This window comes from Bifidobacterium catenulatum subsp. kashiwanohense JCM 15439 = DSM 21854 (assembly GCF_001042615.1).
Taxonomy (GTDB): domain Bacteria; phylum Actinomycetota; class Actinomycetes; order Actinomycetales; family Bifidobacteriaceae; genus Bifidobacterium; species Bifidobacterium catenulatum.
In genome coordinates, this window is sequence record NZ_AP012327.1 from 1,020,509 (window position 1) to 1,041,174 (window position 20,666).

At 55.8% G+C, this 20,666-nt stretch carries 19 protein-coding genes and 1 riboswitch; of the genes, 11 read left to right on the forward strand and 8 right to left on the reverse strand.

Features of this window, described 5'->3' with window-relative positions; translation table 11 throughout:
* Positions 1-12 precede the first annotated feature (12 nt).
* On the forward strand, positions 13-1,005 hold the full coding sequence (nrdF, locus tag BBKW_RS04370; protein ID WP_003835055.1) for a class 1b ribonucleoside-diphosphate reductase subunit beta: 993 nt from the start codon (positions 13-15) through the stop codon (positions 1,003-1,005).
* Positions 1,006-1,070: 65 nt separating this feature from the next.
* Here nrdF and BBKW_RS04375 read toward each other — a convergent pair whose 3' ends face one another.
* Positions 1,071-3,119 (reverse strand): excinuclease ABC subunit UvrA, encoded by a 2,049-nt coding sequence (locus BBKW_RS04375; protein ID WP_231858519.1) that lies wholly within the window; start codon positions 3,117-3,119, stop codon positions 1,071-1,073.
* Here BBKW_RS04375 and BBKW_RS11310 point away from each other — a divergent pair.
* The gene (locus BBKW_RS11310; RefSeq protein WP_228429081.1) at positions 3,118-3,303 is read left to right on the forward strand and encodes a hypothetical protein; all 186 of its coding nucleotides are present in this window, start codon (positions 3,118-3,120) and stop codon (positions 3,301-3,303) included. The genes BBKW_RS04375 and BBKW_RS11310 overlap by 2 nt on opposite strands.
* 485 nt (positions 3,304-3,788) lie before the next feature.
* Positions 3,789-3,932, forward strand: coding sequence for a hypothetical protein (locus BBKW_RS10470; protein WP_157872362.1), 144 nt, complete (start codon positions 3,789-3,791; stop codon positions 3,930-3,932).
* Here BBKW_RS10470 and BBKW_RS04380 read toward each other — a convergent pair.
* The gene (locus BBKW_RS04380; protein ID WP_033501191.1) at positions 3,921-5,207 is read right to left on the reverse strand and encodes an OFA family MFS transporter; all 1,287 of its coding nucleotides are present in this window, start codon (positions 5,205-5,207) and stop codon (positions 3,921-3,923) included. The genes BBKW_RS10470 and BBKW_RS04380 overlap by 12 nt on opposite strands.
* 216 nt (positions 5,208-5,423) lie before the next feature.
* The gene (locus tag BBKW_RS04385) at positions 5,424-6,419 is read right to left on the reverse strand and encodes an alpha/beta hydrolase (protein ID WP_033501190.1); all 996 of its coding nucleotides are present in this window, start codon (positions 6,417-6,419) and stop codon (positions 5,424-5,426) included.
* Between the two features lie 283 nt (positions 6,420-6,702).
* Between BBKW_RS04385 and BBKW_RS04390 the strand changes: the two genes are divergently transcribed.
* The 6 genes from BBKW_RS04390 to BBKW_RS04415 all read left to right on the forward strand — a co-directional run bounded on the left by BBKW_RS04390 (position 6,703) and on the right by BBKW_RS04415 (position 11,595).
* Complete coding sequence (locus BBKW_RS04390; protein WP_033501189.1) at positions 6,703-7,299, forward strand: 50S ribosomal protein L25/general stress protein Ctc; 597 nt, start codon at positions 6,703-6,705, stop codon at positions 7,297-7,299.
* A gap of 292 nt (positions 7,300-7,591) precedes the next feature.
* A complete protein-coding gene (locus BBKW_RS04395; protein ID WP_193786589.1) occupies positions 7,592-8,110 on the forward strand; it encodes a fluoride efflux transporter FluC in 519 nt (172 codons plus the stop codon).
* Positions 8,107-8,475, forward strand: coding sequence for a fluoride efflux transporter CrcB (gene crcB, locus BBKW_RS04400; protein WP_033501187.1), 369 nt, complete (start codon positions 8,107-8,109; stop codon positions 8,473-8,475). The genes BBKW_RS04395 and crcB overlap by 4 nt, the downstream gene beginning before the upstream one ends.
* 85 nt (positions 8,476-8,560) lie before the next feature.
* Positions 8,561-8,974, forward strand: a complete 414-nt coding sequence (locus BBKW_RS04405) for a GNAT family N-acetyltransferase (protein WP_033501186.1) — start codon at positions 8,561-8,563, stop codon at positions 8,972-8,974.
* A 569-nt stretch (positions 8,975-9,543) separates the two neighbouring features.
* A complete protein-coding gene (locus BBKW_RS04410; protein WP_003835037.1) occupies positions 9,544-10,671 on the forward strand; it encodes a branched-chain amino acid aminotransferase in 1,128 nt (375 codons plus the stop codon).
* A 174-nt stretch (positions 10,672-10,845) separates the two neighbouring features.
* Positions 10,846-11,595: a trimeric intracellular cation channel family protein gene (locus BBKW_RS04415; protein ID WP_033501185.1), complete on the forward strand. Its 750-nt coding sequence runs from the start codon at positions 10,846-10,848 to the stop codon at positions 11,593-11,595.
* 99 nt (positions 11,596-11,694) lie between these two features.
* On the opposite strand, the gene rpsT is transcribed toward BBKW_RS04415, so the two are convergent.
* Entirely contained in the window at positions 11,695-11,955 is a 261-nt protein-coding gene (gene rpsT / locus BBKW_RS04420; protein WP_003835031.1) for a 30S ribosomal protein S20, read from the reverse strand.
* Positions 11,956-12,111: 156 nt separating this feature from the next.
* On the opposite strand from rpsT, the gene lepA reads away from it, so the two are divergent.
* Together lepA and hemW are read left to right on the forward strand one after the other, a co-directional pair.
* Entirely contained in the window at positions 12,112-13,992 is a 1,881-nt protein-coding gene (gene lepA, locus BBKW_RS04425; protein WP_033501184.1) for a translation elongation factor 4, read from the forward strand.
* 165 nt (positions 13,993-14,157) lie between these two features.
* Complete coding sequence (gene hemW / locus BBKW_RS04430; protein WP_033501183.1) at positions 14,158-15,330, forward strand: radical SAM family heme chaperone HemW; 1,173 nt, start codon at positions 14,158-14,160, stop codon at positions 15,328-15,330.
* Between the two features lie 153 nt (positions 15,331-15,483).
* Here hemW and BBKW_RS04435 read toward each other — a convergent pair whose 3' ends face one another.
* The 4 genes from BBKW_RS04435 to BBKW_RS04450 form a co-directional block, all read right to left on the reverse strand.
* Positions 15,484-16,281: an SDR family oxidoreductase gene (locus BBKW_RS04435; RefSeq protein ID WP_033501182.1), complete on the reverse strand. Its 798-nt coding sequence runs from the start codon at positions 16,279-16,281 to the stop codon at positions 15,484-15,486.
* A gap of 16 nt (positions 16,282-16,297) precedes the next feature.
* Complete coding sequence (locus tag BBKW_RS04440) at positions 16,298-17,797, reverse strand: acyl-CoA reductase (RefSeq protein WP_033501181.1); 1,500 nt, start codon at positions 17,795-17,797, stop codon at positions 16,298-16,300.
* Positions 17,794-18,909 carry a LuxE/PaaK family acyltransferase gene (locus BBKW_RS04445; RefSeq protein WP_414835671.1) on the reverse strand — a complete coding sequence of 372 codons (1,116 nt, stop codon included), beginning with the start codon at positions 18,907-18,909 and terminating at the stop codon, positions 17,794-17,796. Before BBKW_RS04445 ends, BBKW_RS04440 begins: the two co-directional genes overlap by 4 nt.
* 66 nt (positions 18,910-18,975) lie before the next feature.
* Positions 18,976-20,322 (reverse strand): solute carrier family 23 protein, encoded by a 1,347-nt coding sequence (locus BBKW_RS04450; protein ID WP_081962270.1) that lies wholly within the window; start codon positions 20,320-20,322, stop codon positions 18,976-18,978.
* A 66-nt stretch (positions 20,323-20,388) separates the two neighbouring features.
* Positions 20,389-20,494, reverse strand: a riboswitch (TPP riboswitch).
* Between the last annotated feature and the right edge of the window lie 172 nt (positions 20,495-20,666).

Genomic DNA, 20,666 nt, shown 5'->3' on the forward strand with positions numbered 1-20,666 from the left:
AGGATGACCATCATGGCGCCGATATCCGTACCTCGGCAGAGAATTAAGCTCATTGACCGTGTGAGTGCCATCAACTGGAACAAACTTGAGGATGACAAGGACCTTGAGGTATGGGACAGGCTGACCGGCAATTTTTGGTTGCCGGAGAAAGTACCCGTCTCCAATGATCTGCCCGTTTGGCGCGCAATGAGCGAGGCCGAACATACGTTGACCATGCGCGTGTTCACCGGTCTCACCTTGCTTGACACTATCCAGGGAACCGTTGGCGCGGTCAGCCTCATACCCGATGCGCTTACCCCGCATGAGGAAGCCGTCTATACGAACATCGCGTTCATGGAATCAGTGCACGCCAAGAGCTATTCTTCGATTTTTTCCACCTTGTGTTCCACCCGACAGATTGACGAGGCGTTCTCTTGGAGCGAGGAGAACGAGTATCTGCAGAGGAAAGCGCGCATCGTGCTCGACTATTACGAGGGGGATAGTCCACTCAAGCGCAAAGTGGCCTCCACGCTGCTGGAATCGTTCCTGTTCTACTCAGGCTTCTATCTACCGATGTATTTCTCCGCGCATGCCAAACTCACCAACACCGCCGACGTGATCCGCCTTATTATCCGCGACGAAGCCGTGCATGGTTATTACATCGGATACAAATATCAAAAAGGGCTTGAGCGGGTCAGCGAGGACAAACGCGGCGAACTGCGCGACTACACCTACGACCTGCTCAACGAGTTGTATGACAACGAGGTGGAGTACACGCGCAGCCTCTACGAGCCTGTCGGATTGACGCAAGATGTCGAAAAGTTCCTGCGATACAACGGCAACAAGGCGTTGATGAATCTCGGATATCCAGCGCTTTTTCCACAAGAGATCTGCGACGTGAACCCGTCGATCCTTGCCGCGTTAAGTCCGAACGCCGATGAGAACCATGACTTCTTCTCCGGTTCGGGAAGCTCGTACGTAATGGGTAAATCAGTCGAGACCGACGACGATGACTGGGATTTCTGACTGTATCCCAGACAACCCCGAGGAAAGCAGCTATGGGAAACCGTCACGGGCGAGTTCGCGTCGGATCATCCACACAGATATCTGCCCGTGACGCTGTCAGGACAGGCACGGACCGTTTCCGGTGTTCCCTCGCATACGATGCGACCGCCGGACATGCCTCCGCCCGGACCCATGTCGATGAGATAATCCGCGTTCGCGATTACATCAAGATCATGTTCGATTACTACAACTGTCGCCCCAGAAGCCACCAACGAGTCGAACACGCGTAGTAATACCAGCACATCCAACGGGTGTAGCCCGATCGTCGGCTCGTCGAACACGAATACCGAACCGGACTGTCCGCGTCCCATTTCGCTGGCCAGCTTCAGCCGTTGCGCTTCGCCGCCTGATAACGCAGGAGTCGGCTCGCCAAGTGTCAGATACCCCAGGCCAAGCTCATGCAGTGTGGCCAGTTTCGATCGAACGGGGCGTAGGAAATCCAATAGAGGCATCATCTCGTCGACGCTTAGCAACATCAATTCCGGCAGTGAACGGGCGACGCTGTCCGCGCAAACCAATCGAATGTCATCGGCGGTCTGTGCATACCGTGTCCCATGGCAATCGGGACACGTGACGTCAACATCGGGCAGGAACTGCACGTCCAACGAAATGGTACCGGTTCCATCGCAAGTGGAGCAGCGCAACTTGCCCGTGTTGTATGAGAATGCGCCAGGTTTGAGATTCTTCTTATGGGCATCGGAAGTCTTCGCAAACGCACGACGCAGATCATCGTGAACACCGCAATACGTCGCCACGGTCGAGCGGATGTTTGCTCCAATGGGCGTGGCATCGATCAGTTCCACTTTCGAAATGCCATCCGCGTCAATCAGACGAATCGAGCTCGGGGAAACGGTACCATCAGCGGCCGAGCGCAACGCAGGGACCAGTGTCTCCAATACCATCGTCGTCTTACCGGAACCCGACACGCCAGACACCACAGTGAGACGTCCTCGCGGAATGTCCACCAATAACGGATGCACCGTATGCACGGTATTCGTCTCCAAATGAATCCGACCCTTGGCGAACATCGCATCTAAGTCAATCTGCGGCCGCGCCCGCTCATGTATTTTGCCACCATCACGCAGAAAAGGCGCTATCTGAGAACCAGGTGCCGTCATAACATCCGCCACCGCACCCTGAGCGATCACATGACCACCTTCGACACCGGCCGTTGGACCCATCTCCACCAAATGATCCATCGCGGCAAGCACACGGGTATCATGATCGACCACAACCACCGAATTGCCGTCAGCCACCAAATCGCGCATCACGCCCAACAGTCCATCCACATTCGCCGGATGCAATCCGATAGACGGTTCATCCAGCACATACAGCACGCCTGTAGTGCGGTTACGCACCGAACGGGCCAACTGCACACGTTGGCGCTCGCCGGTGGACAGTGTCGCACCTGCGCGGTCAAGCGACAAATAGCATAATCCGAGTTCCACGAGCCGCTCGGCCGTATCCTCGAACGATTCGCAGATGGCTGTGGCCATCGCACGCATCTCCTGCGGCAATGACTTAGGTACTGAACGCACCCAACGTATCGTTTCGTCAAGTGTCATCGCCGTGGCTTGTGCCAGATCAATACCGAGAATCTGCGGTTGACGAGCCTGCTGTGAAAGCCTCGTACCGGAACAATCCGGACAGGGTTTCTCGCTGAGGAATCTCGACACGCGTTTGATACCCTTCTCATCCTTGGCTTTGGCGAGCGCATTCTCCACGGTATATACGGCGTTGAAGTACGTGAAGTCAAGTTCGGCGAAATCATTGCCTTTCTTCGGTTTGTATAGAATATGCTTCTTGACGGCCGGGCCGTTGAATACGATGTCCCGCTCGGCGTCGGTCAGCTGGTTGAACGGAATGTTCGTGCGCACTCCCATCGCGCCGCACACCTGCTTCATCAGATCCCACATCAACGATCCCCATGGTAATACTGCGCCGTCGTCGATGCTTTTGGTCTCGTCTGGCACTAGGGAAGCACGGTCGACGATTCGCACGATGCCTGTTCCGGAGCAGGTCGGGCATGCGCCGGCGGAATTGAACGACAGCTGTTCGGCGGATGGTGGGTGCATGAGTTGGTTGCAGGATGCGCATCGTATAGGCAACTCGGCCGCCACGTTCATTGTGGGACGGTTGCGTACGCCACAATGCTCGCAGACATGCGAGGCGCAACGGGAGAACAGCAGACGTAGACTGTTGAGCAACTCCGTCATCGTGCCGAACGTGGATCGCACGCCGGGCACTGAAGGTCTTTGATGGAGGGCGAGAGCTGCGGGCACATGACGTATATCGACTACCTGCGCTCGACTCGCTTGGGTGAGACGTCGCCTAGTATACGTCGACAAAGCCTCCAGATAGCGTCGGGATCCTTCAGCGTATAGCACACCTAAAGCGAGAGAGCTCTTTCCGGACCCGGAGATGCCGGCGATACCGACTAATTTGTTCAATGGAATGTCGACATTGACGTTCTTGAGATTATGCACGCAGGCACCGCGCACTTCGATGTGGGACGGTGGGAAAGCTCTAGATGATTGTTCCATACCTGCTACAGTACCTGTGTGACGGGAAAACACGTGGGCAGGGGAGCCTTATCCGTCATGGTATTGCGGCATGTGGTATTTGATCCATATATTCGACCGTAACGGAGGGGATGTCATTGTTTTCATGGCTGTCGTCAGTGTGCGTGAATCAGAAGGTGATGCGGTGGAATACGGAGAAATGGATTGGGAAAGGAAGAAATCATGTACATCGTATATACCAATGGAAAGAAGTTCGCCGAGGAACAGGACCGGAGTCTGTTCCTCGGCGTGGAGCGGGTTGCGGGCGAATGCCCAGAACATCCGCGTAAGGCGTTGATAGGCTTGTCCGCCGTGTCAGCGTGTTGATAAGGCGTTGGCGCTCTTGCCTTTCGTGGCGAGCGTCACGGCGATGATGGACACGAGAGCGACGGCGTACAGTACGGTGATGATCGGAATCAGCGCGCTGTATCGGTGGGCTGCGTCCGTCGTATGGGAGACGACGAAGGACGCCAGCTGGTTGCCGGACAATCCGGCGAACGCCCACGCGCTCAAAGCCAGTCCGTGCACGGTGGACACTGACTTCATACCGAAGTGCTGCTCAAGCAGCACCGGCAGCGTAGAGAAGCCGCCGCCATAGCCGGCGTTGATAAGGAACAGCATCGTCACAATCAGCCATAGGGTGCCGTTGGCAATCGAATGCGTGAAGATCTGCAACGCGCACACCGCGATGGACATGATGAAAATTACCAGATATGCGGTTTCACGGCGTTTGCAGTGGTCGGACAGTGCGGAGAACCCGATACGTCCGGCAGCGTTAAATACGGCATCGACGGCCAGGATGACGCTGATGCTTCCTGCGATGGCTGTGGCCAGCTGTGTCGCGTTCAGTGACGCGTACTTTGGAAGGATGGACAGCGCATCATGCAGGATGTCCTTCTCTTGGGAGATCAATGCCAGACCGCAGGTGATATTGAGATAGAAAGCCAGCCAAATCGCCCAGAATACCGGCTTCCTCATGATATCGCGACGGCGGATGCGGGCCTGTTCGGAATACACGTATCCGGCTGGACGCTTGATTAGTGCGAAGCCGATCAGCATCATTACCGCGTATACGACGGCAAGAACATAGAACATGGGCGCCAGGCCAATCGTGGAGACCAGCCACTGCATGACCGGGCTTGCGATGGCCTTGGCCAGACCGAATCCCGCGACGGCGATGCCGGTGGCGAGCCCCTTGTTGTCGGCGAACCACAGCATCAGGTTCTTCACCGGCGTCAGATAGCCGACGCCCAACCCGATGCCCATGATCACGCCATAGAAGATGAACACGCCGGGGAGCCATCCCGCCGCGATACTGGCTCCGGTGCCGGCGAACCCACAGACGAAGCAGACCGTCGATATCAGAGCCGATTTCTTGATGTCCTTTTCGACGAAGGGTCCAAGGAAGGCTGCCGACATGCCAAGGAAGAAGATGGCAAGCGAGAAGCCCCATTCCACAATGCTCGGCGCCACATGCATCTGATCGGCGATTAGCTGTTTGAACACGCTCCAGCAGTATACGGTGCCGATTGAGATGTGAATGAGCAACGCCGGAATAACAGCGCACACCCAACGGTTTCCCCCATGTTGTTGATTGGCCATGTAATATTCGTTCCTCTCTGTTGTTTGTTCGCTCTGCGACGAACAAACAACAAGATAATGGTGGAGTATTCCGTGGCCTTGAGCGTGTTGGGAGGTGGTAGGAGTGGGTAAGCCGTTGATTTTATTGGATTTTCCAACAAATGAACATTGCGTATGTTCACCTTGGGAATAAACATGAGGAAAATCTCATGTGAGTCTTGACACAGTTTTCATGGTTCACAATTCGAATGCGCGTTTGATGAAGGCGTTGACGGTGTTCCAATACAGTTCAGGATCCACGACGGATGCTTCCATATGGCGTGCGTCGGGAATCATGAGCTTTTCTCGATCGATGCTTGAGCACGCTTCGTAATTGATCTTGAGGAAACGTGAGTTCACAATGTCGTCCTGTTCGCCATGAATGAACAGCATCGGAATGACGGTATGTCTGAGCGACTGCAGACAGGTGGCTTCCGAAAAATCGTACCCTGCATAATGTTTGCAGAACAATCCCGTGGCATCCACGCATACCGCGGCAAGCGGTTTCGGCAGATGCGACGAATGCCGAAGGTTGTCGATGAACACCATACGTGCAGACGTGTAGCCGCTATCGACAATCGCGGACACCACATTGTGCGGCAGGCGCGGGTCTCCCGTCGTCATCATCACCGTTGCCGCGCCCATCGAACCGCCATACAGCAGGATGCGGGCGTCGGGGTCGCTCGACACGATAAGGTCAATCCAATTCAGTAGATCATTGCGTTCGAGCCAGCCCATGCCGACGTACCGTCCTTCGCTCAAGTCTTGGGCACGCTGCGACGGAACCAACACGGTGAAGCCCATGCGGGCGTAACGATGCGCCCATTTCGCGGTTTCCTCCGGTACGCCGGTATAACCATGCATACAGATTGCGTACAGGTGTGGTTTTGGCGCAGCGCAATCCGGGTCGAACAGCCATCCATGCAGTCGAAGTCCATCATCGCTGGTAATCGTCACAGGCTGTTTGGCTTGCGAGAACCATTCTCCTGCTTCCTTTGCCTCACCCTGCTGAAGTTTCTCGGTACGTTCCGGCGCAATCAGCGATTGATGGAAAACGGAACGTTTCCATTGCGTATCGATGCAGAAATGGAACAGGTATTTCGCGGTCGCAGCCAACGATGCGATACAGGCAGCCGTCACGGCTCCCGTGGCGATGCGAATGTCGCGAACGATTGTGCCATTGTCATGCTTCATTGCTGTCTCGATTCCTTGCGATTGACGAATTGTTCACAACTACTATCGATTGTACGTGCGTACGGCGTTTTCGTGGGCTTTGACAGATTTTTGCATTTTTGATGTGTGGCGTTTTTCGATGATGTCCGCCCTCATCATATACTAATTAACTGTTGTCTTGGCGAGGGAAGCGTATGGCCTCCGTAATCGACTCGGCGTGTGATTGTAGGCTCCTTGTGGGTTGATTCACGGCTCGTTGATGCGCCGAGACAGAGTGAACGAATAAAACAAGGAGAAATAGCTCATGGCTACCACCATTACCCTCGAAGGCGCTGCCCGTACCGAGTTCGGCAAGGGCGCTGCCCGCCGCCTGCGCGTCGCCAACCTTATTCCGGCCACCGTGTACGCAGGCGGCGAAGAGCCGGTCTTCGTGCAGCTGCCGATGAAGGAAACCACCCTGTCCCTGCGTCACACCAACGCTCTGTTCACCATCAAGTTCGGTGACGAGACCAAGATGGCTGTCGTCAAGGACGTTCAGCGCAACCCGGTGAAGCGCATCGTCGAGCACGTTGACTTCTACGAGGTCAAGGCCGGCGAGAAGATCGACGTCGAGGTGCCGGTGTTCGTCGAGGGTACCCCGAAGGGCGCTGCCGTCGCATTCGTCGACATCCAGGAGCTCAAGGTTCGCGCCGATGTCGCCAACCTGCCGGAGAAGATCGTGGTTAACGTTGACGGTCTGACCGACGGTTCCAAGATCTTCGCCAAGGATGTCGTGCTGCCGGAAGGCGTTGTGCTCGACGTCGAGGATCCGGAAGAGTCCGTCGTCACCGTCGAGGTGCCGGAAGATGCTGCCGGTGAGGCTGCTCCGGTCGAAGCCGCTCCGGCTGACGACGCTGAGTGAGTTCAGCTAGCTTAAGGAAGCAAACTTCCATCTTACGGTTTTGAAAAACCGTAAGAGATGATGAAAAGCCCATGTGTTCAGACGCACATGGGCTTTTTGCACCCCGGCAACACCCGTTCTGTGAGCTGGAAGACATACGAAACTGACGGCAAATCCTGCATTTCTTACGCAATATTGGCACGACGGGTGGATGCGGACTATACTCGCCCATGCGTTCAATGAACCCGTTCGATAATGATCTGACGCAGGATTCCAGTAAATACGTGACATGCATCAGCAATCCAATCGAGTGATGACTCGCATGACTGACGATGCATGGAAACAATGCACGAGAGACGAAGTGAGACGCTGCGGAGGAGAGGAACATTTGAATAAGCATATTATTCGGCTTGATGTGGTGGCGGTGGTATTCCTTGGCGGATGCATCGGCACGGGACTGCGGTATGCGAGCTCGTCCATTGCGGATGTGGGCAGCTTCCATGTCGGTACGTTCGCGGCCAATATGGTGGCCTGCTTCGTATATGCGGCGCTTTCCGCATGGCTGGGATCTTCCAGTCTGTTGAAAGGCCGTGCAAAAGAATACGTGAATCGTGGATTCGGCATGGGCATGTGCGGAGGCCTTTCCACCATGTCCACGCTCGCATTGGAAGAATTCATGATGATTGACGATCACGCGATTCCCAGCGTCCTCACATATTGTTGCGCAACGTTCATTGTCGGTTTTGCGCTCGCCTACGCTGGTGCCTTATGCGGTTCGTGGCTGGCGGAACGAAACAAAGACGAATATGCTGACAAGGAGGCGATCCGATGAGCGCAATGCTTGCGATCGGCGTATGCGCATGCGGTGGCGTCGGCGCGGCCGCGCGCTATATCTGCGATTCGTATATCAAGGCAATGTGGCGCAAAACGTTCCCGCTTTCGACGTTTGCCATCAATGTTGTGGCCGGTCTGCTTGCCGGCTTGGTGGCGGGATTGTTCGCGGCGAACACCATAAGCCCCGACTGCCGCCTACTGCTCGCAACAGGATTTCTCGGCGGTTTCTCAACGTTCTCAACCATGATGAACGAGACGGTTACGCTCCTACGCAATGGGAAAATCGCTTGTTTCATCGGCTATACTCTGGCTTCGATCGTCGTGCCCGTCATGGCCGTTGCGTGCGGTTACTGGCTGGCCTGAGCCAACGTAAACGTGATTCCAAAATCACGTCTGAATGCAGAGACCGGCTTAAGTTTGCGCGTAGCATGCAACCACGCTCGGGACTATGGGAATCACGTATACCGATAAAAAGAAGTTCACCAAAGAGCGGACGCGGCAACTGTTCCGATCCGTCGGATGGGTGTCAGGCAAATATCCGGAACATTTGCACAAGGCTCTGATGGAATCGTCCACCGTGTTCAGCGCATGGGATGGCGACCGCTTGGTGGGCTTGGTGCGCGTGCTTGATGACACTGAGATGGTGGCTTACATGCATTACGTGCTGGTCGATCCGGAGTATCAGGGTCATGGCATCGCAGGCCATCTGGTGGGCATGGTCAAAGAGAAATACTGCGACTACCTTTATATTGAAGTTATGCCGGAAGAAAGCAAGAACGCCACCTTCTACCAGAAGCACGGCTTCTCAAGCATAGAAGACGGCGTGGCCATGCAGATCCGCAATCCGGGAGAACGCCGTTGAAACAGGCAACGTGCCGCCGCTTGCCGGAATCTCGATTGCCTCAAATAGTTTTTCGAGATTCTTATTCTGCTTCTTGTCCAGCGTCAGATTTTTCTTAAACTGGCTGGTGCACTTTACGTCGTATCTCTCTCATACTTCGAGGACGGATCTGAGGGTGTCTATGCTGGAATAGCTGGGAGAGGAGCGAGCGGGCTGTATCTCGCTTATATATGGCAAATTTCGGGACGTGTCATGTGATATCTCACTTATATATGGCAGGTTGTGCCACTGTGCTGTTTCCGGAGTAAAGGAAGTTGATGTACCATGGCAGTTAACGGCAGTTCCCTAGGCCTCCTGACAGTGTCCAACCCTGGGAGCTCTTTTAGCCGAACGAAGCTGTGGCGGGTGCCGACGGTCGTGAGGGCAGCAACTTTTTCGCAGGATGTTTCTTCCTATCTCATATCGCGAACGCTTGTAATCGAAAGAGATTATGATGTGGGAGAGTTACTAACCAGAACCGGTGCCACAAGCGCTGGAATACCAACAACCGCGGGCCGCTTTCGGGCGGCTGCAACAAGAAGAAGTAAAGAATGACTGAACAGAATCATCACGATCCGGCAGAGCTCGACAAGCTCACCGAGAAGTTCACCGTGCTCCCGAACGAAAACCCGGCCTCCGACGCCAAGCGTGCCGAACTCATCGACAAGCCGGCATTCGGTCAGGTCTTCTCCGACAATATGGCCCACATGACTTGGACCAAGGGCGAAGGCTGGGGAGACCGTCGCATCGAGCCGTATGCGCCGCTGAAGATGGACCCGGGCGCATCCGTTCTGCACTACGCTCAGGAATGCTTCGAAGGCCTGAAGGCCTACCGTCACGCCGACGGCTCCACTTGGCTGTTCCGCCCGGATGCGAACGCCGAGCGTTTCCAGAACTCCGCCAAGCGTCTGTACCTGCCGGAACTGCCGATCGACGATTTCATTGGTTCCGTGGCCGCTCTTGTCAAGCGTGACGTGAACTGGGTTCCGACCCGCCGCGAGTACACCCTGTACATGCGTCCGTTCATGTTCGCTTCCGAGCCGTTCCTCGGCGTGCGTGCTCCGCAGGAAGTGGACTACTGCGTGATCGCATCCCCGTCCGGCCCGTACTTCCCGGGCGGCGTGAAGCCGGTCAGCATCTGGGTTGAAGACAAGTGGTTCCGCACCGGTCCTGGCGGTACTGGCTTCGCCAAGTGCGGTGGCAACTATGCTGCATCTCTGCTGGGCGAATACACCGGCATCGACCACGGCTGCGAGCAGGTCTGCTTCGTCGACGCCGCCACCAAGACCTACCTTGAGGAGCTTGGCGGCATGAACATGATGGTCGTGCACAAGGACGGCCACGTGGAGACCCCGTCTCTGACCGGCAACATTCTGCCGGGCGTGACCCGTCGCTCCCTGATTCAGCTCATTCAGGACAACGGCCACGACGTGGTCGAAACCATGATCGCCCTGGACCAGCTGCTCGAAGACATCAAGTCCGGCGAAGTCACCGAGGTGTTCGCTTGCGGTACCGCAGCCATCATCACCCCAATCGGTCGTTTCAAGTCCGAGAAGTTCGATGTGACCGTTGCCGACGGCAACTCCGGCGAATTCACCGTGAACCTGCGCAACCAGCTGCTGGGCATCCAGCTTGGCGAGATCGAAGATCCGCACAACTGGATGTGGAAGGTCTGCTGATTTTTCTCGACTGACTTTCATGGGTTCTGACCCTGCGTGAGGGCGGAACATATGTTGCTCGACACACTCAAGGCCGTTCGGCCAAGCCTACGGTCGGGCAACACATGTTCCGTCCTCACGCTTTGTTTGTGTACGATGGGAAGTCGCGAAATCCGAAAGCGAGGGAAGGGAAGCATGCCGGTGGCGTTGGAGAGTAATGCCTTCTTTTGGGGGATTGAATATTTGGCGACGTTCTGCTGCGGCATGTGCGGCGGACTTGCCGCCGTGCGCAAAGGCTACGACATTTTCGCGATTCTTGTCACCACATGGCTTACCGCACTGGGGGGAGGCATCATCCGTGACTTGCTGTTGGGTATTTCGCCACCAGTCGGCGTGTCAGACAAGGGTTTGGTGATCGTCGCGTTGCTCGCTTCTGTGGCTGTAGCGGTGTGCCATCCCGAAATCAATAAGCTCAAATGGTCCATGCTTTCATTGGATGCTCTGGCATTGGGATTGTATGCAGTCAACGGTACCAGCAAAGCCATGATGTACCACACTTCAGGCATGACCGCGGTTTTTCTGGGCATGTTCACCGCGCTTGGCGGTGGGCTGATTCGAGACATGCTCATCAACGAAGTGCCGATGGTGATTCGTGACAAACATTGGTATGCGGTTCCATCCGCCGTGGGATGCGTACTGACGGTGCTTGTCTGCAAAGGCGTGGACGCTGGAATCGTCAGTTTTCCAGCCGAAGTGGTGCTTGATCTGCTGATTGTCGCGTTGATGGTCGGCATGCGATTGGTATCGGTGATTTTCGACATTCAGCTTCCGGGAGCGCTGGTGCGTCATAATACATATCTGCCAAGTGAAGCGATATATTTGAAACGGCCGGTCATTCATTCTGATAAGGATTCCGAAAAACGCAAGTGTGATAAGCGCAAGTAGCGGCAGTGAGATAGTAATTAAACGTAAAAGATATTTGCGTAACAAAAAACCCGCAGGAAAGAACCTGCGGGTTTTTTGTTAGCTTTGAGCTTCTAAAACTCAGAGAGCGTTAATGGCCACGGCAAGACCGGACTTGCGGTTAGCAGCCTGGTTCTTGTGGATTACGCCAGCGCCAGCAGCCTTGTCGAGCTTCTGAGCTGCGACCTTGTAGGCGGCTTCTGCTGCGGACTTATCGCCGGCGGCGATAGCTTCGCGGGTGGCGCGAACGGCAGTCTTCAGGCTGGACTTCACGGCCACGTTGCGCTTGTGGGCCTTCTCGTTGGTGAGAACGCGCTTCTTCTGCGACTTGATGTTTGCCACTATTTCTCCAAACGACGTTTTCTATAAGGACATACAAACGATGATGATAACATGGCGCGCGGATAAATCGCCAACGGGCTCAGGAGTGTCGCGACTCACCATGCCGATACTAGCAGTTAGAATCGTTTGCGTCGAGTATTTCAAGAGGAGGATGGCGTGAGCCAGCAGCATAACCAGCCCGGTTTCACCGATCAGTCGTTGATTCGCAATTTCTGCATCATCGCGCATATCGATCACGGCAAGTCTACGGTGGCAGACCGTATTCTGCAGCTCAGCGGCATCGTGCCCGAACGTGAGATGCGTGATCGTTTTCTGGACCGCATGGATATTGAGCAGGAGCGTGGCATCACCATCAAATCGCAGGCCGTGCGCGTGCCGTGGACGTTCGACGGCACCGAATACACTCTCGGCATGATCGACACTCCAGGTCACGTCGATTTCACCTACGAGGTTTCCCGCGCACTCGCCGCATGTGAGGGTGCCGTGCTGCTTGTTGACGCGACGCAGGGCATCGAAGCGCAGACCCTGTCGAACCTGTACATGGCCATTGACCACGATCTGGCCATCATTCCTGTACTGAACAAAATAGATCTTCCCAGCGCGGAACCAGACAAGCATGCCGAAGAAATCGCAGGCCTGATTGGCTGCGATCCTTCCGAAGTGCTGCGTGTGTCCGGTAAAACCGGTGAAGGCGTGTCCGAACTGCTTGACCGTATCGTTGCCGACGTTCCGGCGCCGACTGGAGATCCGGATGCGCCCGCACGTGCGTTGATCTTCGATTCCGTCTACGACTCTTACCGCGGTATCGTCACCTACATTCGTATGGTCGATGGCGAGCTGCGTTCCCGTGAGAAACTGCACATGATGGGTATCGGCATGACCCATGATCCGATTGAAATCGGCGTGATCAGTCCAGACATGATGCCTACGAAGGCGCTTGGCGCGGGCGAAGTCGGCTATGTGATCACCGGCGCGAAGGATGTCAGCCAGTCCAAAGTGGGCGACACCATCACGTCTGCGCTCAAGCCCGCAGCCGATCCGCTCGAAGGCTACCGTGACCCACAGCCCATGGTCTACGCGGGTCTGTTCCCCATCGACAACGCGCAGTATCCGGAACTCCGTGAGGCGCTCGATAAGCTCAAGCTCAACGATGCGGCCCTGATTTATGAGCCGGAAACGTCTGTGGCGCTAGGCTTTGGCTTCCGCTGCGGCTTCCTTGGCCTGCTGCATATGGAGATCGTGACCGAACGACTGAGCCGCGAATTCAATCTTGATCTGATCTCCACCGCGCCGAACGTGCCGTACGAGGTCACTGCGGAAGACAATTCCGTGTATCGTGTGACTAATCCGAGTGAATTCCCCGACGGCAAGATCAAGCAGATCGTCGAACCGATGGTTGCCGCCGACATCATCACTCCGAAGGAATTCATCGGCGCCGTCATGGACTTGTGCCAGGACCATCGTGGCCAAATGGGCACCATGGAGTACATTTCCGCCGACCGTGTGGAAATGCATTATCGCATTCCGTTGGCCGAAATCGTGTTCGACTTCTTCGACCAGTTGAAGAGCCGCACCAAGGGTTACGCGTCGCTTGACTACCATGAGGACGGCGAACAGTCCGCCGATCTGGTGAAGGTTGACATTCTCATCCAGGGTGAGAAGGTCGATGCGTTCAGCGCCATCGTGCATAAGGATAAGGCGTATTCCTACGGTGTGATGATGACGAAGAAGCTGCGTGAGCTCATTCCTCGCCAGCAGTTCGAAATCCCGATTCAGGCCGCCATCGGTTCCCGCATCATCGCACGCGAGAACATTCGCGCCTTGCGCAAGGACGTGCTTGCCAAGTGTTATGGCGGCGACATTTCCCGTAAGCGCAAGCTGCTCGAAAAGCAGAAGGCCGGCAAGAAGCGCATGAAGATGCTCGGCCATGTCGAGGTGCCGCAGGAGGCGTTCATCGCCGCATTGTCGACCGGAGAGACCGGCAATGACCGTGACACCAAAGACAAGATTCGTGCGGCTCAGAAGACCGAAGGCTGATGTTCGAAGTCTACATTCATGTGCCATTCTGCATGCGTTGCCGAGCCGTGAAGCGGGAAGCCCGGTGGGCTTCCCGTAGGCGAGGGGAGCGGCTTGCCGCGACGGCAGCGGCGCGGAGGTGCGTGTGCTTTGACGTATGAAATTTATGTTCATGTGCCATTCTGCATGCGCCGCTGCGGTTATTGTGATTTCAACACGTATACCGCCGTCGACATGGGGGCGGGCGCATCGCGCGGCAACTACGCCAACATGGTGATTCGCGAGATGTCGATCGTTCGCGATTGGCAGATCGCGCACGGCATTGACGAACCGGAAGCGGCCACCGTCTTCTTCGGCGGTGGCACGCCCACGATTCTGAAAGCCTCGGATCTGGTGGCCATGCTGAATGCCGTGCGCGATACGTGGGGCATTGCCGAGAACGCGGAAATCACCACCGAAGCGAATCCGGACACGGTGAACGCCGATTATGTGAAAGAACTGGCGGACGGCGGATTCAACCGCATCTCTTTCGGCATGCAGTCGGCCGTGCCAAGCGTGCTGAAAATATTGGATCGTACGCACACTCCGGCCAATGTGGCGGCAGGAATCGCCGTGGCAAATGCTGTCGGCATGCGTTCCAGCGTGGATTTGATTTACGGTGCGCCGGGGGAGAGTCTTGATGATTGGCGTGCTTCCGTACGCACGGCGATCGATTTAGGCGTCAACCATATTTCAGCATATGCGTTGACCGTTGCACCGAACACGAAAATGGGACGTCAGATCGCGGCAGGAACATTGCCTACGCCCGATGATGACGATGAGGCAATCAAATATGAGATCGCCGACGATCTGTTGAGCGCGGCCGGTCTTGAATGGTATGAAATCAGCAATTGGGCACGGCCTGGTTATGAATCGCAGCATAATCTCGGCTACTGGCGCAATATCGACTGGGCCGGACTCGGACCGGGCGCGCACAGCCACTATGGCAATGTGCTGGATGTCGAACAGTCTACGCCGGAGGAAAAAACCGAAACAGTCAAAACTTCAGGCTTACGCAGCTGGGATATCGCACATCCGCGCATGTGGGGCCAGGCTATCAACGCCGGCGATATGCCATGGTCGGGACGCGAACGAATCTCCAACGAGGAGAACCTCGAAGAAATCATCATGCTTGGTCTGCGCATACGTGAGGGCCTTGATTTGAGCCTTCTCGGAAACACGGTTGATATGACTCGCGTTCAACCCATGGAAGACGAAGGTCTTATCATGATCCGCGACGGACGTGTGATTCCAACCCGAACCGGACGCTTGCTCAACGACACCATCATCGAGCGTTTCTTTGATGCCTGCTCGTTGTAATGCCGATAATCCTCTGACGAATTGGTTTTAGATGACCCATCTTGGTATGGGCGGATACAGTGTGCAGATTGAAACGGGCCTCGGATGCAGGTTGTTGCATTCTAGGCTCGATGGCATAGAGCCTAGAACGAGGCTGTCACCGGATGTTCGTAATCAGCTCATCGTGAGTCCGCCATCGACATGCAATGTCTGTCCGGTGATGAAACGTGCATCCTCGCCCACCAGCATCGCTACGCCCCCTGCGATGTCGCCGGTGGTGGCGAGCCGTCCCAAAGGCGTCTGTTCGATGATATGTTCGCGAATATCTTCAGTAGTGGCGCGGCTTGAATCCGTGCCTACGGTCAGACCTGCGGCGATGGCATTCACCGTGATACCCCACGCGCCGGCTTCCTGCGCCAGCGAGCGTGTGAGTCCGATGAGTGCGCCTTTGGCGGCTATGTAGTCGTGGTAGGGGACGATGGGGCTGTCGACGAGATTGCTGGAGATGTTGACGATACGTCCCCATGATTGGCGTCGCATGTATGGCAATGTGGCTGTGCAGGTGTTGTAGGTGCCTTTGAGACATCCTTCGAGTTGGATTGCGTAGTCGTTCCAGCCGGTGTTACTGAAGGTGTTGCGGTTGCGTGGGTCGAACGAGTAGTGGCTGAGCGCGTTGTTGATGAGGATGTCGATGCCGCCGAAGGTGTTGGCTGTGGTTTGTGCGAGTTCGTTGACTTGGGTTTCGTCGGTCACGTCGGCTTTGCATGTGATGACGCGTCCTTGTGCGTCCGCGTCGTTTTCGATGTGTTGCTTGGTGTGTTGGGCGCGTTCGTCGTTGCTTAGGTAGTCGATGGTCACGTTGGCGCCGAGTTGTGCGAGTCTGAGTGTGATTGCGGCGCCGATGCCTCGGCTTGCGCCGGTGATGATGGCGGTTTTGCCGGTGAGTGGCCGGTGTTCGGATTGCTGGTTCACGTAAGGTCCTTTGGGATTATTCGTAGTCGATGTCGAAGGTGTCGGCGTAACGGTCGGTGTTGCGTTCGATGTCGACGGCTCTGACGAGGTCGAGGATGTTGAATCCACCGTCGTGGTGCCATCCGGATTTCGCGCGGTTCATTTCTCCGACGGGGCAGATGCGGTCGATGCCGTATTCGCCCACTTGTTGCGCGAGTGCGAACAGTCTGGATGAGCTTGTGGCGATCGCGCAGGTTTGCAGCCACTCGCGGTAGGGTTTCAGTGTGGGCAGCGCGTGTTCGAGTTGGTCCACGGCGACGATGTTGATGGTGCGGTTGAGCGGTGTCGCCAACGAGGGAAGACTACTGGTGTTGGGGTAGCAGAGCACGGTCCAGTCGGTGCCTTGCGGCGATTCGATGACGAACGGCGCCTGTGGGTCGGCCTGTGCGGCGCTGTCTGGAGTCATGGACGTCATAAACAGCGCTTGCATCTCGGTTTGAGAGCGTGCCCTGCGGATGGCGAGGGATTCCGTGTCGGAAGGGGTTGATCGTGGATATTTGCGCTGCTGCGAGTCGAGTTCGCGGGCAAGCAGTTCGGCGGTTTGCGCGGGGGAGATGGCGCCGCCCCGTTCCACGAAGATGGTTTGCGGCGCCAAACAGCTTTGTTGGTCGTAGGTGGCCACGTCCACGGCCATGCGGTGCACGGTCTGCACATGCGTGTCCGCGCGCAACGCTTCGCGGCCAATCAGTGAGAAGCCGATGCGAGCACCATAGCTGAGAAACGGTTTGCCGGTACCGACGCGTGGACGGATGGCTTCAGTGGTGTGCGAAGAGCCGTAGGCGATTACGGCATTCGCTTCGCCGATCGTCATGTCTTCAAGTTCCACAGTGCCGCCACGCCATGGCACCACGGCCAAAGCGTCAGCAAGATCCGGATCGATTTGCGCCAAAGAGTGCGCGAAAAGTACGGGCATCAGCGGCTCATCGAACGAGGATTTGCCGATAATCGCGCTTTTCGTCAGCAGACTCATGGTCATGCTCCACACAGGAATGCCGGGAACGTTGCTGGAGAACACGTGGAACGTCAGATCAGGTCCATACAGGCGCGTGTACCCGCCGGACTTGTTCGGACGGTATTCGTCCAGCATGCGCGGGCTTGACAGCTCATCGTCGAGAAAACGCAACAGCTCGCGTCTATGAAACATGCGCATGTAGCGTTTCAACTCGATGCGTGTCATCGTCGCATCATAACCGGTAATGGCGGGAATCAACGATTCGGCAAGCAGACGTTCCTCATAATCGGGATCCGTCCACAATTCCACAGCCTTACCGATAACATCCACAATGCGTTCGACGGAATATACCGACAGTGTCTGCAGCCGATTGCGACGTACTGTCCCGCACAAATCACGGATTATTTCCGCAGTGAGCACCGGATATCGTAACGTGACCTCACCATGATTGGTGATGATGTCGCGCGTTTCGAAATCTTGAAACACGAAACCGCGCGGCGTATGGAAAATATCGATGATGCTCATGCGTTCGCCGCCATCACCTCATCGACGGCGATGGAGCAACCACGTGCCTCCGCACCCTTCGCACGACCATTGAGCTCGTAACCGGAATCGGTGCGCACACCAAGATCTTCGGTCAGAATCGCCAGACAGGAATTCCAATTCGCCAAATCGTAATGCGAGATCACCCCCTGCTCGCCATCGGCGACAGGTGTGAGCGTTGCCGGATCAAGGAACACGGAACGAACCCACGACGGCGTCGCCTTCAGATAGTTCGACGAACCATCCGTATAGTACGACAGCAGATTCTGATCGTATATCTGCGAACTCAACTCCGTCATACCGTACATGTTCACGCAATGCGTGCGTGCGACGCCGAACACCTCAAAGAACTTCGCATACAAATCATCGACGGTCATATCGGTTTTCGTACTCTTGAAACCACCGGTATCGAAAACACGCGAATCCTTCGCCAACGCGTAGGTTTTGCCCCGCTCGACAAGATAGTCGAGCAGATACAGATACGCGGACGAAGCGCCCATCAGCATCACCGGCTCGCCGTCCGCCACCGCCTGATCAAGGAACTTTTCCACACCAGCGAAGTCCAGGCCATCCTCATGGAAGAAGAAGCCGCTGCCTTCGCTGCCGCACTGCTCCACCGCACGAGTCAGATAGCGGGCCAACGAACCATTATGATTCATCTCCCAGGCAGGGGAGAGCACCGCGATACGCATGCGCTCACGGTCAGGCATGATGAAATGACGGAACGGGCCGATCATTGACGCATCCCACACCTCAAGATCGGGATGATAGTTGCGTCCACGCTGACCCGGATGCGTAGTGCCGCTGGTCATGAACACTGCCTCGCAATCATCCTCAGGCACCGAAGTGAGCGTCAGCATCTTGAACCCATCCACCGGCATCGGCGGAATATCCATCCACTCCGACAATGTCTGCGGGGTCACTCTGCGAGACATGCAATACGCGCGATACTGCATGTTATGAGCGAACTGGAAAGCGAAAATCTTACGTGCAAGTGCGTCGAACGCCTTATCCGGAGCGATCTCGCAACCATACTTTTCGATGAACTCAAGCACGTTTGCCTTGACTTCCTGCGCGTCGGCGCCCAACGACATCGATGTCATATGCGGTATTCCTTTCCATAAAACTTTCTATAAACGATACTGATATTCGAAAGCAAATCAGATCTGCGACGGAATTTCAGCGTCGCTGTTTCCTTTACGACGATTGATCAGATTCGGCAGGTCGATCAGCAGCGCCTTGAGAATTACCACACAGAACGCTCCGACTAGAATCGAATTGGAGAAGAACACGTGAGCGCCGCCCTCCAAGCCGCTCAACGCGCTCGGCAGCGCGATGCCCAACAGCAGGGACAATCCAATGACCGCCTGTGAATGGTCGTTCGACTCCACCTTGCGCAGCGTATTGAAGCCCGTGCTGATTAGGCTTGCCGCTGCCGGCAGGAAAATGCCGCCGATCACAGGGGACGGAATCAGCGACAACACCGCGCCGGCCTTCGGAATGAAACCAAGAACCACAAATACCACGCCGGCAATGATCACCGGCACGCGAGTACGGGTCTTGCCCTCATCCGTGACCTTGAGCAACGCGACATTCTGCGGATACGCGGTAGTGGTGAAACCGCCGATCAGCGAAGAGACCGCGGAACCGGCCGCTTCGCCCGCCAAACCATAGCGAACCTGACGATCTTCAAGCTTGACGCCCTGAATCTCGCTGGCTGCCTGATATACGCCAAGCGCCTCCATAATCGCAACCATATACGCGATGAAGAACGGCACGAACACCGCGGAGTCAAAATCAAAACCACCATACGGCATGATCTGAGGAAGACCGAACCAAGGCTTCGACGAGACAGCGGAAAAATCAGCCATGCCAAACACCATCGAAAGCACAGTGCCGGCAGCCAGAGCAATCAGATAGGAAAGCGCCCTGACCATACCCTTGCCGAACTGCGAAAGCACCACCACGAGTGCGCAAGTCACGATAGACACGGCCAGCGTCTTCGGATTGGCGAAACCATCATCGCCGGGAGCGCCACCAAGAAACTCACTCAACGTGAAACTCGACAGCGAAACGCCAACCAGAAAAATAATCACGCCCGACACCATCGGCGCGAACAGAAAACGCATCTTCTCAATCACACGAGTCAGACACAACACCAGAAAAATCAGCGAACTGACAAAAATCGACGTGCCTGCGGCAGCCAACGAACCAGCAGTGCCCGCAGCGATCATCAACGCATCGAACGCGGCGGACGGCCCCTGTACAATCGGCAGACGCACTAATCTCGTGGCCTGAATCAACGTGACCAAACCAGACACAATGAAAATGGCATTCACCATATTCGACGACAATGCCAACGGCAAACCAATGGCACCAGCCACAAACACCGGGTCAAGCCACACATTGGACACCAACACATGTTGCAAACCCAGCAGAACATTCTTCGGAGTCAACTTCTTCGAACCCGAACCAAGCTGCTCAGGCACCTGCGACGCATCGGACACACCAAATCCCTTCTCTTCCATAACACAGACGGCCGAACCCAGCCGTCGGCACAGAGGAGACGCGCACGCGCACCGTTCGTAACATTCCTACGCAGGCATTACCCTGTTCAGGTCATAAGGGTTCGGACAAACAGCCCATCTCAGCCACAAATCGGCTCCCCTGTACTCTTCGGACAACCACCAGCATAACGACACGCATCGATACCGGCAACCGCCACGAACCACCACACATCCTCCATATTTTCCCAAGAAAAACAGTCTTGACTTTTTTGGGTATTCGTTATATGGACACATGAAACGTGTTTGATACAGGGGCGCGGTATTCTAAACCACGCATTAAAGAA

What these genes read in the sequence shown, in the direction of transcription:
- nrdF (WP_003835055.1), top strand. Translation starts at nt 13, where the DNA reads ATGGCGCCGATATCCGTACCTCGGCAGAGAATTAAGCTCATTGACCGT.
- BBKW_RS11310 (WP_228429081.1), top strand. Translation starts at nt 3,118, where the DNA reads ATGAGTTGGTTGCAGGATGCGCATCGTATAGGCAACTCGGCCGCCACG.
- BBKW_RS04375 (WP_231858519.1), bottom strand. Translation starts at nt 3,119, where the DNA reads ATGCACCCACCATCCGCCGAACAGCTGTCGTTCAATTCCGCCGGCGCA.
- BBKW_RS10470 (WP_157872362.1), top strand. Translation starts at nt 3,789, where the DNA reads ATGTACATCGTATATACCAATGGAAAGAAGTTCGCCGAGGAACAGGAC.
- BBKW_RS04380 (WP_033501191.1), bottom strand. Translation starts at nt 5,207, where the DNA reads ATGGCCAATCAACAACATGGGGGAAACCGTTGGGTGTGCGCTGTTATT.
- BBKW_RS04385 (WP_033501190.1), bottom strand. Translation starts at nt 6,419, where the DNA reads ATGAAGCATGACAATGGCACAATCGTTCGCGACATTCGCATCGCCACG.
- BBKW_RS04390 (WP_033501189.1), top strand. Translation starts at nt 6,703, where the DNA reads ATGGCTACCACCATTACCCTCGAAGGCGCTGCCCGTACCGAGTTCGGC.
- BBKW_RS04395 (WP_193786589.1), top strand. Translation starts at nt 7,592, where the DNA reads ATGACTCGCATGACTGACGATGCATGGAAACAATGCACGAGAGACGAA.
- crcB (WP_033501187.1), top strand. Translation starts at nt 8,107, where the DNA reads ATGAGCGCAATGCTTGCGATCGGCGTATGCGCATGCGGTGGCGTCGGC.
- BBKW_RS04405 (WP_033501186.1), top strand. Translation starts at nt 8,561, where the DNA reads ATGGGAATCACGTATACCGATAAAAAGAAGTTCACCAAAGAGCGGACG.
- BBKW_RS04410 (WP_003835037.1), top strand. Translation starts at nt 9,544, where the DNA reads ATGACTGAACAGAATCATCACGATCCGGCAGAGCTCGACAAGCTCACC.
- BBKW_RS04415 (WP_033501185.1), top strand. Translation starts at nt 10,846, where the DNA reads ATGCCGGTGGCGTTGGAGAGTAATGCCTTCTTTTGGGGGATTGAATAT.
- hemW (WP_033501183.1), top strand. Translation starts at nt 14,158, where the DNA reads ATGCGCCGCTGCGGTTATTGTGATTTCAACACGTATACCGCCGTCGAC.
- BBKW_RS04440 (WP_033501181.1), bottom strand. Translation starts at nt 17,797, where the DNA reads ATGAGCATCATCGATATTTTCCATACGCCGCGCGGTTTCGTGTTTCAA.
- BBKW_RS04445 (WP_414835671.1), bottom strand. Translation starts at nt 18,909, where the DNA reads ATGTCGTTGGGCGCCGACGCGCAGGAAGTCAAGGCAAACGTGCTTGAG.